Here is a 15,280-nt window from a genome sequence, read left to right as displayed (position 1 = left end):
CCTCGTTGTTATTCCGCGGCATCGCGCGGCTGCACCTTCCAGGCGCCGGCCGTGGGCCGCTTCAGCCCGAGATTTTCGCGGAGTGTCTTGCCCCGATACTCCTTCTGGAACAAGCCGCGCCGTTGCAGCTCCGGCACGACGTGTTGCACAAAGTCCGCATAGGAGCCGGGCACATAGGTCGCGGCGATGACAAAGCCGTCGCAGCCACGCTCGACGAACATCTCTTCCAGTCTGTCCGCGATCTCCTTGGGACCGCCGACCATGGCGTCGTGGACCTGGCCGCGGCCCGAGAAGGTGACGAAGTCGCGCGCGCTCGGATTGCTCTTGCCGGAATTCTTCAGCACGCCGTCGCGGAGGCCCAGAATACCCTGCATGCTCTTCAGATCGTCCGTCGTCAACGGCTCGTCGAGGTCCTTGGAGGCGAAATCGTAATTGAGCGCTTCAGCCAGCAGCGACAGCGCGTCGATCTCGAGCGGCAGCTTGTTGATCAGCGCCATCTTGTCCTCAGCCTCGGCCTTGGTCGCGGCGCAGACCGGCGTCGTCAAATTGCAAAGGCGCATCTGATCGGGATCGCGGCCAGCCTTGGCTGCCTCGTTTCGGACGGCGGCATAACCTTCCTTGGCACCGGCGAGATTGCGCGCAGCCGTGAAGATCACCTCGCCCCAATGGCCGGCAAAGCGCTGGCCGCGGCCGGATGCGCCGGCCTGGATGATGACGGGATGGCCCTGGTCCGAGCGCGGCACGGTGAAGGGTCCGCGGGACTTGAAGGCCGCGCCCTTGTGATCGAGCCGCTTCACCTTGGCCGGATCGGCAAAGCGGCCGCTCTTCTTGTCCATGATGAGCGCGCCGTCTTCCCAGGTGTCCCAATGCCCGAGCACGACCTCCATGAATTCGTCGGCGCGGTCGTAGCGCGAATCATGTTCGGGATGGGAGTCGCGGCCCATGTTGAGGGCCTCGCCGTCATTGAGCGAGGTCACGACGTTCCAGCCCGCGCGCCCGCCGGACATCAAATCGAGGGTCGCGAAGCGGCGCGCGACGTCGAAGGGCTCGTAATAGGTGGTCGAGCAAGTGGCGCCGAGGCCGAGCTTGTCGGTGACCAGGCCCATCGTGGTCAGCACGATCAGCGGATCCATCTTCACGCAGCGGATGCCGTATTCGACGGTGTGGGCGTGGTCATTGCCGTAGCGGTCCGGCATCGCCAGCCGATCGTCGAAGAACGCCATGTGGAACTTGCCGGCTTCGAGGATTTTCGCGATCTCTTGATAATAGTCCGCCGACATCGAATCGTCGCGCGAGTCCGGATGCCGCCACGAGCTCGGCAAATTCGTGCAGTTCTGCGCCTGGAGGAAGCCGACCAGTACCATCTGCCGCGTCATGCTGTTCTCCCAAATTCCGTCAGGCCAGATCGAGGACCGTGTCGAGCCGGTACTCGCCCGCCAGCGCGCGCAGTTTTTCCCAGGTCGCATCCTCGATCTCGATGCCGTCGCGCAGGCGTTGCTGCTCGCGCAACCCCTCGATCTCGCCGGGATAGTACACGCCCTTGCTGCCTTCAGAAGGTGGCGTCGATTTCAGATAGTGCGCGAATTCGGCGACCTCGCGCTTGAAATCCTTCAGCGGGCGGAACGCTGCGACGTTGAACACCGCCATGAAGCATCCGTCATTGTGACGTCCGGTCGGTTCGACACCGAAGCCGAGGCCGGTGAGCAGGCCGCACAGCACCTCGACCATCGCGGCGAGGCCGCTGCCCTTGTAGCCCTCGGTGCCGCCGAGCGGCAGCAGCGCGCCGCCCTTGCGATATTGCGTGGGGTCGGTGGTGTGCCGCCCCTCGGCATCGATGATCCACCCCGTCGGAATTTCCTCGCCGCGGGCGACCGCGAGTTGGATCTTGCCGGCCGCAACCGCCGAGGTCGCCATGTCGAGATAGAACGGCGCGTCGAGATCGGACGGCACCGCGATCGAGATCGGGTTGGTGCCGAGCCTAGCCTCCTTGCCCCCGAACGGCGCCACGTGCTTTGGCGAGCGGCCGGAATCCGCCGTCGCAATCCCGATCATGCCTTCGCGCATCGCCATCAACGGATAGGCGGCGAGGCGACCGACATGGCTTTGCCGGAATACGGTGCAGGCGGCAACGTTCGCCGTCTTCGCCTTCTCGATCGTCAGCGCCATCGCCTTGGCGTTGACGTGGAAGCCGAACCCCCACTGGCCGTCGATCACCGTCGTGGTCGGCGATTCCTGGACGATGGTCCATTTGGCGCCGGGCACGATGTGGCCGGCCTTGATGCGGTCGATGTAGGTCGGAACCGCGATCACACCGTGGGAGTCGTGACCGGCGAGGTTGGCGTTGACGCAGCCTGTGGCACCGCATCGGCCTCTTCGTCGGAAGCTCCGGCGGCGCGGAGCAGCGCGGCGCTGATGAGCGTGAGGCGGTCGGTCTTGACGACGGGCATGGCGTTCCCTCGGCATTGTGCCCTTAACGGGCTGCTTGTTGGGAGCCATCGTCTCAAAGCGTGGGAGCGATATCAATCTCCCGTAAACCAATACAGGGCTGCAAATTCGTGACGAGCGCGCGCCTTTGGCCGAATAATCCTCCCGTGCGGCGGCATTCCCGACAGTTTGGCGCCGGCCGTTCGCAGCTCGTTCACTTTGATCGCGGGTTTGCAGCGCGCAATAACGACCACTTAGGCCGTCGCCGTTCATAAAGCACCCGGGAGAATTAGGCAGAAATGCCCGGGAGCTGAGACCGTGCAGACGACCCTCGCGCGCACCTTTGCAGCGTTGAGCGCCATCAACGAAGCGATCCTTTACGCGAAATCGCCGGACGAGCTGTACCAGAAGGTCTGCGACGCCGGGTTTTCGAGCGGAGACTTTTTGGCCGTTGCGGTTTTCCTGGTGGGGCCGGATGGCCGGCGGCTGTGCTTTGCGGCCGGTTGCGGCGATGACGTTGCGCGGCTGCGTTCGCTCGAGATCACGACCGACTCCGGCACGCCCGAGGGAGCGGGTGTCGGCGGCGAAGCCTTTCGCAATCAGAAGCTGAGCATCAGCAACGACTACCTGAATGATCCTCGCTCGCTGGCGTGGCGCGAGGGCGCAGCCAAGGCCCACATCGGCGCGGCGGCTGCGCTGCCGTTGCTCTGCAGCGGTAAGAGCGTCGGAGTGCTGTATGTGACCCGCAGGGAAGCCGGCTCGCTGAACGAGCAGATGGTGTCGCTGTTCGAGCGGATGTCGGCCAACATCTCCTATGCGCTGGACAATTTTGCGCGCGAGACCGCGCGGCAGACCAGTGAGCTCGCGACGCGGCGGCTCAACCGCATGTTTGGCGCGCTCAGCGCGACCAACGAAGCCATCCTGCGTGCGAAGACCGAGCGGGAATTGTATCAGCTCGTGTGCGACGCCTCGGTACACGGCGGCAAGTCGCTGGCGACCTTCGTTCTGCTGAAGGAGCCGGACTCGCATTGGCTGAAGCCTGTCGCCGGCACCGGCGAGAATCTGGAGATCGTGGCCCGGACCCACTACTCCGTCGACCCCGAGAATCCCTATGGTCGCGGCATTTCCGGCGAGGTGTTTCGAACCCAGAAGCCCCATGTCGAACGCGATCTCGCGCGTCGCACCAGGGGAACGCCGTGGGAGCAGGCCAATCTCAACACGGGTGTTGCCGCCTGCATCGCGGCCCCCCTGATCCGGAACGGCGAGAGCATCGGCGTCATCCTGTCCTTCCTCAGCAAGTCCTGGGCGAAGGACGAGGGGGTCGTCGCACTCATGCTGCGCATCGCCGAGAACGTCTGCTTCGCGATCGACAATTTCGACCGTGAGGCCGAGAAGGCGCGGATCGCCGAGGAGGAAGACCGCCTGGCGCGCATGTACGCGGCACTGAGCGCGACCAACGAGGCGATCCTGCGCGCACGCTCGCGGGCCGAGCTCTTCGACCTCGTTTGCGAAGCGACGGCGAAAGGCGCCAAGTTCACCTCGGCCAACATCGCGCTCGTCGATCACGACGCCGAGCTGCTTCGCGTCGTTGCTTGCTACGGGCCGAACGCGGATATGGTCCGAAATTTCAAATTCTCCACGTCCGACCAGGTGCCTGAAGGCCGAGGGCTGACGGGAACCGCTTTCCGCACGCGCCAGCCTTGCATCAGCAATGATGTGCAGTCCGACGACCGGATCGCGCCTTGGCCGGCCAACGCCCGCCGCAACGGGATCGGATCCTCCGCGGCGCTGCCGTTGTTCAATGGTGACAGGGTCGAAGGCGTCTTCCTCTTCAACTCGCCGGAACGCGGCACGTTCACGCCCGAATTCGTCGAGCTCCTGCAACGGCTCCAGGCCAATGTCGCCTTCGCGCTCGAGAACTTCGATCGCGCCGACGAGAAGGCGAAGGCCGAGATGCAGCGCAACCGTCTTCGGGGCATGTTGGAGGCGCTGAGCGCGACCAACGAAGCGATCATGCGCGTGAAGTCCCGCGCCGAGTTGTTCGAAGCCGTGTGCGAGGCCGCCGTGCTCGGCGGCACGTTCACGTCTGCCACCATCGCCATGGTCGATCCGACGGGGCGCTATCTCGACATCGTCGTCACCAAAGGCGAGTGCCGCAGTCACGTCGAGAACTGGCGGTTCGCGACGTCCGCCGATGAGCCCGAGGGACGGGGGCTCGCCGGCACTGCATTTCGCACCAAGGCACCCTGCGTCGCGAACGAGCTCCTCACGGACGTTCGTGCGACGCACTGGCGTCGAATCGCGCGGGGTCAAGGGACGAAATCCGGCGGCTGCTTCCCGCTGCTGAAGAACGGCACCGATGCCGTCGGCGTCCTTCTGTTCCTTTCGCCGGACGAAGGCACCTTCACGCCTGACCTCATCCAGTTGCTGGGGCGCCTTGCGGAGAACGTCTCTTTTGCGCTCGACAATTTCGCCCGGGCCGAGGAGCGGTCACGGGCCGAGGCGCAGAAGGAGCGCCTGACGCGCATGTTCGCCGCGATGAGCGCCACCAATGAGGCGATCGTGCGGGCCAAGTCGCGCACCGAGCTGTTCGAGCTGGTGTGTCAGGCCGCATCCACCGGCGGCAAGTTTACCTCGACGACCATTGCGCTCGCCAAGGCCGACAGCGACCAGCTCGCGATCGTCGCGGCCGCAGGGCCGTCCGCCGAGACCACGAGGAACGTTCGTCTCTCCATCGACGCCGACCGGCCCGAGGGGCGCGGCATGAGCGGAACCGCGTTCCGCACCCGGCAGCCCTGTGTCAGCAACGACTATGTCAACGACAGCCGTGTGAGCGCTTTCCATGCCGTCCTGCAAGGCGACGGCGCGCGCTCGGGCGCGGCGTTCCCGCTGATCACGCACGGCCAGCCCGTCGGCGTCATGATCTACATGTCGACCGAGCAGGAGACCTTCACGGCCGAGTTCGTCGAGCTGCTGCAGCGCCTCGCCGACAACGTCTCCTTCGCGATGGAGAATTTCGATCGCGCCGACGAGAAGAACGAGGCCGACGAGCGGATCGAATACCTCGCCTCGCATGACAGCCTGACCGACCTGCCGAACCGCGAGACCTTCAACGGGCTGTTGCGGGAGGCGATCGACGAAGCTCAGCGCCACGATCACCGTTTCGCGGTGTTGTTCATCGATCTCGACCGCTTCAAGGTCATCAACGATTCGCTCGGCCATGAGGCCGGCGATCTGCTCCTGCTCGAAGTGGGGAGCCGGCTGCGCGGCGCGCTGCGGGAAACCGACGTTGTCGCACGCCTTGGCGGCGATGAGTTCGTGGTGATCCTCGACCAGTGCGGTGAGATCGACGATGTCCAGCGCATCGCGACCGGGCTGCTCGTGGCGCTCGCCGAGCCCATGGAGCTGGCCGGCCACGAGTGCCACACCACGGCCTCGATCGGCATCGCGATGTATCCGGCCAACGGCTCCGACGTTCAGACGCTGACCAAGAACGCCGACATGGCGATGTATCTCGCCAAGGAAGACGGCAAGAACGGCTACCGCTTCTTCTCCAAGGAGGTGAAGACGCAGTCGATCGAGCGGCTGTCGCTCGAGAGCGCGCTGCGCCGGGCGCTGGAGCGCGAGCAGTTCTCGCTGAACTACCAGCCCAAGGTGGACATGGAGACCGGCCAGATCACCGGCGTGGAAGCGCTGCTGCGCTGGACGCACCCGGATCTCGGCAGCATCTCGCCGGCCCAATTCATTCCGCTTGCGGAAGAGACCGGGCTGATCGTGCCGATCGGCCGCTGGGTGGTGAAAGAGGCCTGCGCGCAGGCCATGGCCTGGCAGCGTCGTGGCCTGTTGCCGGTGTCTATGGCGGTCAACCTGTCGCCGCGGCAGTTTGTCGACGAACATCTGTTGCAGGACGTCGACGAGGCGCTGGCGGCCTCCGGCATGTCGCCGGTGCTGCTCCAGCTCGAGGTCACCGAGAGCATGATGATGCGCAATGTCGGTCGTGCGCTGAAGGTGCTCGACGCCATCCAGAGCCGCGGCATCCGCCTCGCCATCGACGATTTCGGCACCGGCTATTCGTCGATGTCGCTGATGAAGCATTTCCCGATCGACACCATCAAGATCGACCGCTCCTTCGTGCGCGACCTGCCGCAGGATTCGGAGGACCAGGCGATCGCGCAGGCGATCATCAGCATGGGCAAGGCGCTCGGCATGACCGTGGTCGCCGAAGGCGTCGAGAACGCCGAGCAGGAAGCGTTCCTGCGCGCCCATGGCTGCGACGAGATGCAGGGCTTCCTCATCTCCAAGCCGGTGCCGGCGCGGCAGATGGCCGAGCTGCTGCGGCCGATGGAGCTGCCTGTCGCGCCGCCGCTCCAGCCGGAGCCTGACCTCGCTGCGACCGAAGCCGCGGCGTTACGGCTGAAACGCGCTGTCATCTGACGGCTGTGGGTGCAGCTCGCGGACGTTGTCTTGCTTGATATCCGCTTTGCGCGGAAAATCATCCGGCCAGGGCTGCGAGGTTTGCTCGGCGAACAGCTCAAGGAGGGCATGCGCCCCTTCGGCAAAGCTCGAGCCGTCGCCGAGGCCCAGCTCACAACACCACACCTGTCGCATCGGCTCGTGCGCGTCGACCACCGCCATCGCCGGTCCCCACCACCAGGCCGGTGCGGGCGAGCGTTCGTCCTCCGGCACGGCGTGCCATAGGACGAGCTCGTCCATCACGCGCTCGAATTGCAGGCTTGCGGCCTGATGCATTCGCTCCGTGCTCCCTGGGCCGCGCCTGAAAGCAGGCCGATGCCCGGACTCGATCGTAGCCTTCGCTGTGAAGAACAGGCTCGCGCTATTGGCGGAGCCTCACATGCCGCTTCCATTGGCGGCCATAAGAGCAACATGCGGCGGTCGGGACATGCGCCGCCGCCGGCTGTGACAATCTCTTTAGCCGCTCGGGGGCCCGACCGGCAAGCCGTAATACGGGTGTCTAGCGCGTCCTGAGCGGATGCGCTGTCTGGTGCCAGGCCCAGGCAGTCCGGATCACGGTCGCTAGATCGGAATGGCGCGGCACGAAGTTCAGCACTTTTCGCGCGGCGGAGGCATCGGCGACCAGATAGGTGGGATCGCCGGCGCGACGCGGCTTCATGGTGTGCGGCACCTCGCGCCCGGTCTCCTGCCTGATGGCGTTCAGGATCTCGCGGACCGAAAAGCCGAAGCCGGTGCCCAGATTGAAGCTGCCGCCGGCATGTCCCGTTTCCAGGAGCTTCAGTGCTGCGACATGCGCCGCGGCGAGGTCGGTGACGTGGATGTAGTCGCGGATCGCGGTGCCGTCGGGCGTGTCGTAATCGTCGCCGAACACGGCGAAGTCGACATGGCCCTGGAGCGCCATCATGGCGCGCGGAATGAGATGCGTTTCGTTGTCACGCAATTCGCCGATGCCGCCGGCCGGGTCGGCGCCGCTGGCGTTGAAATAGCGCAGGCAGAACGCGCCGAAGCCATAGGCTGCGCGATAATCAGCGAGCATGCGCTCGATCATCCATTTCGACGCGCCGTAGGGATTGATCGGTGCGCAGGGGAAGTCCTCCGGCAGCTCCTTGGAATCGGCGTTGCCGTAGACGGCGCCGGTCGAGGAGAACACGATACGCTGGCAGCCCGCGTTGCGCATCGCCTGCAGCAGCGACAGCGTGCCCTGGACGTTGTTGATGTAGTATTTCTGCGGGTCGGTCATGGACTCGCCGACGAGGCTTGCCGCCGCGAAATGCATCACCGCCGTGACCTTGTGGTCGGCGAAGGCGCGCGCCAGCGCGGCGCCGTCGAGCAGGTCGCCTGTCACCAGCGGGCCGGCGACGAAGCTGCGATGACCTGTCGAGAGATTGTCATAAACGACGGGCTGATAGCCGGCGGCAGACAGTGCGCGGCAGGCATGCGAGCCAATATAGCCCGCGCCCCCGGTGACGAGGACGGTCGGTCGGTCGGTCATGTCGTCTTCTACTCTTCTCTCAGCGATTGGAAGGCCGTTTGCGGCTGAAGAGAAGATAGAGCGCGCGAGGGTTGGTGGTCAAATAGCGCCAGAGCAGGCGGCGCGGCTCGAGCCATGTGCGCCAGGCCCATTCGAGTCCGATCTTCTGCATCCATTGCGGCGCGCGGGACCGGCTGCCCGATAAAAAGTTGAACAAGCCGCCTGATGTCTTGATAACGCCAACATTGGTCAGCAGCGGCGTGTATTGCTCGACGAATGCCTGCTCATTGGGCACGCCGAGCGCGACCCAGAGATAATCCGGGGCGAGCGCGTTGATCTCCTCGACTTTCGCGCGCAGGGCGTCGCCGCGCAGATAGCCGTGGCTGTACCCGACGACCTTGAGGTTTGGATACAGCTGCTGGACATTCGCGACCGCCGCGGCGTTTTCTTCCTCGCTGGCACCGAACATGTAGAAAGTGCGGCCGACGGCTTCGGCCTTGCGCGCGACCACGTGGAACAAATCGGTGGTGGCGACGCGCTCCGGCAGCGGAAACCAGGATTGCAGCTTTGACGCCGCGACCAGGGGCTGGCCATCGGCGTTGATGAGGTCGGCGCCGCGGAACAGGCGTTCGGTCTCCGGTTCGGTCGAGCAGCGCGCCAGCACCTCGCCATTGGCCGAGGTCAGGTGCAGCGGACGGCCGATGCGATTGTCGGGATCGGTCGCCTCGATCATGAAATCGGCAGTCGCTTCCAGGTCGAGCGCGGCCATGCGAAGGCCGCCGATAGTGATCCGCGGCACGTCGGCGGTTGCGGCCCGGCCGTCCAGATTGACGCGGCGCTCAAGCATATTGTCTGCCTCGCTGGCGCGCTTGAGTTGCGGGGGTGAGCTCGTCGAGCACGACGCCGACGAGCTTGCGCTCGGCGCGGCCGAGCGTGTTCAGGATTTCTTCCAGGCCGTCGTTGATGTCGAGGCTGGTCGGCAGCACTGCCACCAGCGCGTCGGCGTCGTCGAGCAGCTTGCGGCTGGCCGCACCAAGCGGCGTCACGGGGCCGTCGAGGATCACGAGATCGTAGCCGCCGGCGGCGCGCGCCTGCTCGATGGCCTTGCGCATGGCTTCAGTCGCCTTGCCGGCATCGCCGTCAGCGGCGGGCAGCACCGAGATGCCGTTGACCGTCTTGATCTCGCGCGAGGCCTTGCTGCCGATCGAGAGCCAGCCGAGCCGGCTCGGCTCGCTCTTGCCGGGGCGGCTCACCTTGTTGGAGAGCGAGTGCGCCTGATGGTCGGCATCGATCATCAGCACGCGGGCGCCGTCGCGCGCGGCCGCGAGCGCGAAATTCAGCGCGGTCACGCTGCGCCCGGTGGTCTCGCCCGCGCCGACGAGCGCGATGACCGGCATGGCCTTGCCGCCGGCGCGCCGGGCCACAGCAGTGCGCATGTCGCGCCAGGCGTTGAGCAGCGTCGTCAGCGGAAAGCCGGGGCGCAGCGTCGGCCAGCCCAGCCGGGTCAGATCGACGCCGCCGCCGGTGGCGAGGATGGCGCCGAGCGTGTGAATGACGTCGGCCTCCTGGAGGCGCGCGATCAGCGGCTTTCCGATCAGCGTATTTTCGTCCATCTCCGGCTGCAGCGATGGCGCGGCTAGCTCCGGTAGAGATTGCGCAATTTCCGGAGCTCGCGGAGCCGGCTGCGGCTGGGCTGCTTCCGGTGTCCGCGAAACCTCCGGCGCTCGCGGAGCCCGCGGTGCCGGCGTGCGCTCACGACGGGCCGGTGTGGGCGCTGCCGGCGCGGTCGCACCGGCGGACAGCAGCTCGGCCGCGACGAACCAGCTTGCAGCAGCGAGCGCACCGAAGATGAAGCCGATCATGGCAAACATGCTCATCGCGGGCGGGAACGAGCGCCGCTGCGGCACGGTCGCTTCGCCGATGACGCGGGCCGCCGAGGTGTTCAGGGTCTCCTGCTCCTCGGTCTCGCGCGAGCGCTTGAGGAAGGACTGATAGACGTCGCGGCTGGCATCGGCCTCGCGCTCGAGCTCGCGCAGGCGCACGGCGGCCTGGCTGAGCTGGACGCTCTGCCGCTTCTGCGCTTCCAGCGCCCGGTTGAGCGAGGCTTCAAAGTCGCGGGCGCGCGTCAGATCATTTTTGGCGGACTGCGCGAAGCGATCGATCTCTTCGTTGATGGTGCGCTTGAGATCCTCGACCTGCTTCTCGGTCTGGCGCAGCGTCGGATGCCGCGGGCCGAGCTCGCCGGCCTGCTCGGCATATTTCTTGCGGGCGTCGGCATATTGCGCGCGCAGGTTCGCGATGGTCGGCGATTGCAGCGCCTCCGAATTCGCGCCGGCATCGGCAGCGGTGCGCCGGCTCGCCTCGATCTGGTCGAGCCGCGCCTGTGCGTCCATCGTCGCCGCGCGGGCCGCGGAAAGCCGCTGGTTGCTGGAGGAGAGCTGCTGGTCGCTGATCAGCGCGTCCTGGGTGCCGACGAAATTGTTCTGGGCCTTGTAGGTGGCGAGCGCGGTCTCGGCACTGCGCAGCCGCTCGCGCAGCTCCTTGAGGCGGCCGGAGAGATCGTTGGTGGCGCGTCGCGCGGCCGAAGCCTGCGAGTTGCGGGATTCGGCAAGGTAGGCATTTGTCAGCGTGTTGGCGAGCATCGCCGCTTTCGCCGGATCGGTCGACCAGACCTCGATGTCGACGATGAAGCTCTTCTCGGTCTTGCGGACCGTGATGTGCCTGTTCAGCGCGTCGAGTGCTGCGAGCTGTACTTCCTTCGTCTCCGCGGCGGAGGGCGCACGGGGCTGAAGGCCGATCAGGCCGAGCAGCGACGACATCAGGCTCCTGGCATCACCGCCGCCGCCGAATTCGGGATCCTTGTCCAGATTGGCCTGCTGGATCACCTGGAGCAGCACGCTGTTCGAGGTAATCAGGCGCGCCTGGCTCTCCACCACCATGGCCATGCCGGAGCCGTCCTGGGCGCGCGGCGTGAGCTCGCGATCGACGAGCTGAAGCTCGCGCGGGTCGACATAGAGCTGGGCGGTGGCGGTGTAGCGGGGCGTCACGCTCTTGCCCGCGGTGACGGCAAGCGTCGCGCCGAGGAGCGCGGCTGCGGCAATCGCGATCTTCCGCCGCCAGAGCAGATTGACGAGCTCCAGCACGTTGAAACCGGTCTGAGGCCTCTGCTGCGGGGCCTCCGGTCCGGCCCGATCTATCGGCTGGTTGTAGTCAAGCATAGTCCCCAGCTTTCATTCCAACGACCGCGGGCTGAGGGGTTACTCTTCGCTTTACGCCACGCACCCGGGATATAGGTGCCCAATCCACGCAACAGGGAAAATTAACCATACTCATTGAGGGACTATTCACCGAAATGGCAAACAAAGCGTTTAAGCGCATGCCACTCTTCGACGCGTCGCGATGACGCTGAGGTCCCCAAGGAATTAACGGTTCGTTACCGCGCGCAGCGATGCCGCAAGGCTTCGCTCGTCCCGCGATGGACCGCCCGCGTGCCATGATCGTCAGCGCTTCCGCAGAATGACGTGGTAATCACCGCGGCGAACGTCGATCCTGCCCGGCAGCACGGCGTTCATCACGGCGGCGGCGGCATCGACCAGAGCGGCGAACAGCGGCTTGCGCCGGCGCATCTCGGGATAGCGCGGACTCTCGACCTCGCGGCGGTAGATCATCTCGAGGCCGTTGGATGCGGCGAATGCTTCGAGCCGCGGCAGCGTCACCAGCGGATGGAAGAAGGTCGGGAACGGCGGCTCGCCAGGCAGGCCGGCATCCTTGATGCCGCGGATATTCCGGTAGAACCAGACGTGAAACCAGTGCGGTGAGTATTTGGTGACGACGCCCGACAGCGAGCGCGGATTGGGTGCGCCGATCAGGATCATTCCGCCGGGCTTGAGCGCGTCGCGGAAATTCAGGAGCGCGGCATCGACTTGGGGCAGATGCTCGATCACGTTGTAGCAGATCACCAGATCGAAGGTTTCGCGTCCAAAGCTGTAAGTCTGCACGTCGCCGAGGATCGCCTCGTCCGCGTAGGTGTTGTTGCGGACCTGGTCCTCGTCGATGTCGACGACGGTGACCTTGCTGCGGTTGAGCAGCTCCGGTGGCAGAACGCTGCACGAGCCGCCGCCGGCCTCATAGGTGGCGAACTGGCCCTGCGGTAGTTCGCGGCGCAGCACGTCGTGGACGGCGAGCAGGCTGTCGCGGGCTTCGCCGGGGACCAGATCGTGCAGCGCCTGGGTGCGTGCAGTGGCCGCTGGGATTTGGATCGCCGTGGCTGTCGCGAAATCGATCGAGGCTGGCTTGTTCATTTTTTCTGACCGCGCTTGTTCGACTCAAATTTACAGGAAAAATCTCGCATGCCCGAAGAGCAAATCCGGTGCCGCGCCGCTTCACCGGTCGCGGTGCTTACGGTCGGGTTAATGCGGGCAGGCGTTAACTACGGCATTGTCCATGTTGCGCTGTTGTGCGCGTGATGGACTGCGAATTGCACTATCACGTATGCAGGGACTTGCAGGAGAAACGCGCAAAAGCAGTTAAGCGTATGGATGGCGGGAGATCGGCGGCGTAGCGCCGTCGCGAGCCTCGGGCCCGCCGTTTATTTTGGGGCTGATCTGTCCCGCGGCGATGTGCGGTCGCAGGACAGCGCCGATTCCTGCGCGATTGATGCAGGGCTTTTTCAATACATATCGGACATCTAGGATGCCATGACGCTGATCCCGACAGATCTTTCCGCCAGCCGGATCTCGGATGCCGTGCGCGATCCCAACCGGGAGATCGCGGCCAGCTCCCGCGTCATCGACCTGTCGGTCGGCATCGTCGTCTGCATTCCCTGCTTCCGCCGCCCGCACCATCTGCGGCTGACGCTGGACTCGCTCGCGAGCCAGCGCACTCTGCGCTCCTTCGCGGTGGTCATGGTCGAGAACGACGCGGCGGGGCGCGAAAGCGCGCCGGTTGCCGCGGAGTATCTGGCCGACGGCCGGCTCCAGGGCGTTTGCCTGGTCGAGAAGCGGCAGGGCAATTGCCAGGCGATCAACGCCGCCTTCGAGACGGCACAGGCGCTGTTTCCCGCCGCGACCCGCTTCCTGATGATCGACGACGACGAGATCGCTTCGCCCGACTGGCTCGAGCTGATGGTTCGCACCGCGGAGGCGACCGGCGCCGACGTGGTCGGCGGGCCGGTGCTGCCGGTCTTCGACGACGACAGCAAGCCCTGGCTGGCACGTCATCCCGCCTTCTGCCCCGCCTATGACTACAGCGGCGCGGTGCCGCTGATCTATGGCTGTGGCAACTGCCTGATCACGCGTGCGGCGTTCGAGCGGTTCGATCGTCCCGCCTTCGACCTGCGCTTCAATTTCCTCGGTGGCGGCGATTGCGATTTCTTCGTGCGGTGCCGCGATGCCGGCATGATCTTCCACTGGACGGCGGAGGCGGTCATCACCGAGACCGTGCCGCAAAGCCGCACCAGCCTCGGCTGGATCGCCAAGCGTGGCCTGCGTATTGGCGCCATCAATTATCGCGTGCAGTACAAAGCCGCACCAAGCGCGCCCGCGCGGGCGCGAGTGTTCGCGCAGATGCTCGGACGGCTGCCGCTGTCGCTGGTGCGTTCCGCTCGTCTGCTCGCGACATCGAAGGCCGTCGTCGCCATGCATCCGGCGCTGGTCGCGCTCGGCTCCATGCTCGCGGCGTTCGGCTTCGCACCGAAGCCCTATGAAGCCTCGAAAATCGTGTCGTGACGCGGGTTAGATGCCCAAACGGGCGAGGGCGACCCTGACCGCGGCGCGGGGCAGCGATTTGAGCGAGCGCCGGCCGACCATCCCGAGATAAGCCAAGGCGTCGCGATATCTGCCGAAGCGGACCGCCTGCATCGCCGAATAGGTGACGAGATGGACCTCGGCGGCCTGGCGCAGCCCGGCCGCCGTACCCTCGGGCAGTCTCGCCAGGATCAGCCCATCGTCGAACACCCGCGCGATCGCAGGGAAGAAGTCCTTCGGCGTCCGCACGGCCGCATTCATGGTGTTGGCGGTGTGCAGGCGATAGTCGAGCAGGAGCTTTGGTGCGAACTCGAACTCGCCGATAGCGGCGAGGCGGCACCAGCAATGCCAGTCCTCGCAATATCTGAGGGACGTGTCGAAGCCGCCGATGGCGCGGAAGGCCTCCGCACGTGCGAGCGCGATGCCGCCATTGACGATGAAATTGCCGGCCGCGAGCCGCGCCAGCACGTCGCCGGACGGCTTGCGGCGTCCCTTCAGCAGGCCCCGGCGGCCGATCTGCCGTCCCTCGCTGTCGATCGTGTTGTAGTCGCCGTAGACGAGAACCGCGCGCGGAGCATTGCGGGCTGCCGCCAGCAGCGCCGCGACCGCACCGGGGCGCAGGCGGTCGTCGGCATCGAGGAAGAGCAGCCATTCGCCGCTCGCATATCGTGCTCCGAGATTGCGCGCGGCGGATACGCCGGCGGAGTCGTTGGTCATCAGGCGCAACCGCGGGTCACGAATGGCGCGGACGATGGCCGTGGTGGTGTCGCTCGAGCCGTCATCGACGACGATCACTTCGGTGATCTCGCCTTGCGCCAGCGCGCTGGCGAGGGTTTCGCCGATATAGGCCGCAACGTTCTTGGCGGGAATGACGACGGACACCGATGTGGTTGAGCCGGCCGGCAGCGGGAGACGCGGCGCCGGAACGACGCGCGAGGTAGCCGGCAAATCGAGAACATCTTCGGCGGTGATCAGGGCCACGGCTCGCCTTTAAGGGTCTGTTAACCAGGGCGCATCTGCCGACTGGCATTGCGATCAATCGCGACATTGGCCCGCCGCGAATGATACTCGCATTACGGCCAAATCGTTGTCGCGAAGGCCTGCGTGTTTCTGGTTTCGTAGATTAGCGTTAAGCCGCGGGCATTAAGCCTGTCGCAAATTTGGAAGA

Annotated in this window: 11 protein-coding genes; 2 read left to right on the top strand and 9 right to left on the bottom strand. The window is 65.6% G+C overall.

All coding sequences use genetic code 11. From position 1 onward, the window contains the following. Nucleotides 1-8: 8 nt before the first annotated feature. From HAP41_RS37325 to HAP41_RS51030, 3 genes are read right to left on the bottom strand one after another with little or no spacing between them, the layout of a single operon-like run. The gene (locus HAP41_RS37325) at nucleotides 9-1,376 is read right to left on the bottom strand and encodes an LLM class flavin-dependent oxidoreductase (protein ID WP_166083576.1); all 1,368 of its coding nucleotides are present in this window, start codon (nucleotides 1,374-1,376) and stop codon (nucleotides 9-11) included. Nucleotides 1,377-1,395: 19 nt separating this feature from the next. Next, nucleotides 1,396-2,310, bottom strand: a complete 915-nt coding sequence (locus HAP41_RS37320; protein WP_224580639.1) for an Ldh family oxidoreductase — start codon at nucleotides 2,308-2,310, stop codon at nucleotides 1,396-1,398. Continuing rightward, nucleotides 2,307-2,447, bottom strand: coding sequence for a hypothetical protein (locus HAP41_RS51030; protein ID WP_224580640.1), 141 nt, complete (start codon nucleotides 2,445-2,447; stop codon nucleotides 2,307-2,309). Before HAP41_RS51030 ends, HAP41_RS37320 begins: the two co-directional genes overlap by 4 nt. A gap of 295 nt (nucleotides 2,448-2,742) precedes the next feature. Between HAP41_RS51030 and HAP41_RS37310 the strand changes: the two genes are divergently transcribed. Next, complete coding sequence (locus HAP41_RS37310) at nucleotides 2,743-6,858, top strand: bifunctional diguanylate cyclase/phosphodiesterase (protein ID WP_166083577.1); 4,116 nt, start codon at nucleotides 2,743-2,745, stop codon at nucleotides 6,856-6,858. Here the strand turns inward: HAP41_RS37310 and HAP41_RS37305 are convergent. The 5 genes from HAP41_RS37305 to HAP41_RS37285 all read right to left on the bottom strand — a co-directional run bounded on the left by HAP41_RS37305 (nucleotide 6,832) and on the right by HAP41_RS37285 (nucleotide 12,669). After that, the gene (locus HAP41_RS37305; protein WP_063985656.1) at nucleotides 6,832-7,173 is read right to left on the bottom strand and encodes a hypothetical protein; all 342 of its coding nucleotides are present in this window, start codon (nucleotides 7,171-7,173) and stop codon (nucleotides 6,832-6,834) included. The genes HAP41_RS37310 and HAP41_RS37305 overlap by 27 nt on opposite strands. 223 nt (nucleotides 7,174-7,396) lie before the next feature. Further along, nucleotides 7,397-8,389 (bottom strand): UDP-glucose 4-epimerase GalE, encoded by a 993-nt coding sequence (gene galE, locus HAP41_RS37300; RefSeq protein ID WP_166083578.1) that lies wholly within the window; start codon nucleotides 8,387-8,389, stop codon nucleotides 7,397-7,399. A 19-nt stretch (nucleotides 8,390-8,408) separates the two neighbouring features. Then, nucleotides 8,409-9,215, bottom strand: coding sequence for a WecB/TagA/CpsF family glycosyltransferase (locus HAP41_RS37295; RefSeq protein ID WP_166083579.1), 807 nt, complete (start codon nucleotides 9,213-9,215; stop codon nucleotides 8,409-8,411). Then, the gene (locus HAP41_RS37290) at nucleotides 9,208-11,586 is read right to left on the bottom strand and encodes an exopolysaccharide transport family protein (protein ID WP_166083580.1); all 2,379 of its coding nucleotides are present in this window, start codon (nucleotides 11,584-11,586) and stop codon (nucleotides 9,208-9,210) included. The genes HAP41_RS37295 and HAP41_RS37290 overlap by 8 nt, the downstream gene beginning before the upstream one ends. Nucleotides 11,587-11,868: 282 nt before the next feature. Continuing rightward, nucleotides 11,869-12,669, bottom strand: coding sequence for a class I SAM-dependent methyltransferase (locus HAP41_RS37285; RefSeq protein ID WP_166083581.1), 801 nt, complete (start codon nucleotides 12,667-12,669; stop codon nucleotides 11,869-11,871). Between the two features lie 396 nt (nucleotides 12,670-13,065). Here HAP41_RS37285 and HAP41_RS37280 point away from each other — a divergent pair, with 396 nt between their 5' ends. Next, nucleotides 13,066-14,094 carry a glycosyltransferase family 2 protein gene (locus tag HAP41_RS37280; RefSeq protein ID WP_166083582.1) on the top strand — a complete coding sequence of 343 codons (1,029 nt, stop codon included), beginning with the start codon at nucleotides 13,066-13,068 and terminating at the stop codon, nucleotides 14,092-14,094. 6 nt (nucleotides 14,095-14,100) lie between these two features. On the opposite strand, the gene HAP41_RS37275 is transcribed toward HAP41_RS37280, so the two are convergent. Further along, complete coding sequence (locus tag HAP41_RS37275) at nucleotides 14,101-15,087, bottom strand: glycosyltransferase (protein WP_166105561.1); 987 nt, start codon at nucleotides 15,085-15,087, stop codon at nucleotides 14,101-14,103. Nucleotides 15,088-15,280: the final 193 nt, after the last annotated feature.

The sequence above is a fragment of the Bradyrhizobium barranii subsp. apii genome (genome assembly GCF_011516635.5).
Classification (GTDB): Bacteria; Pseudomonadota; Alphaproteobacteria; order Rhizobiales; family Xanthobacteraceae; genus Bradyrhizobium; species Bradyrhizobium barranii.
The sequence above is the reverse complement of the archived record's forward strand: the minus strand, read 5'-3'. Positions and strand labels throughout refer to the sequence as shown.

What these genes read in the sequence shown, in the direction of transcription:
- HAP41_RS37290 (WP_166083580.1), bottom strand. Translation starts at nt 11,586, where the DNA reads ATGCTTGACTACAACCAGCCGATAGATCGGGCCGGACCGGAGGCCCCG.
- HAP41_RS37280 (WP_166083582.1), top strand. Translation starts at nt 13,066, where the DNA reads ATGACGCTGATCCCGACAGATCTTTCCGCCAGCCGGATCTCGGATGCC.
- HAP41_RS37305 (WP_063985656.1), bottom strand. Translation starts at nt 7,173, where the DNA reads ATGCATCAGGCCGCAAGCCTGCAATTCGAGCGCGTGATGGACGAGCTC.
- HAP41_RS37325 (WP_166083576.1), bottom strand. Translation starts at nt 1,376, where the DNA reads ATGACGCGGCAGATGGTACTGGTCGGCTTCCTCCAGGCGCAGAACTGC.
- HAP41_RS37285 (WP_166083581.1), bottom strand. Translation starts at nt 12,669, where the DNA reads ATGAACAAGCCAGCCTCGATCGATTTCGCGACAGCCACGGCGATCCAA.
- galE (WP_166083578.1), bottom strand. Translation starts at nt 8,389, where the DNA reads ATGACCGACCGACCGACCGTCCTCGTCACCGGGGGCGCGGGCTATATT.
- HAP41_RS51030 (WP_224580640.1), bottom strand. Translation starts at nt 2,447, where the DNA reads ATGCCCGTCGTCAAGACCGACCGCCTCACGCTCATCAGCGCCGCGCTG.
- HAP41_RS37295 (WP_166083579.1), bottom strand. Translation starts at nt 9,215, where the DNA reads ATGCTTGAGCGCCGCGTCAATCTGGACGGCCGGGCCGCAACCGCCGAC.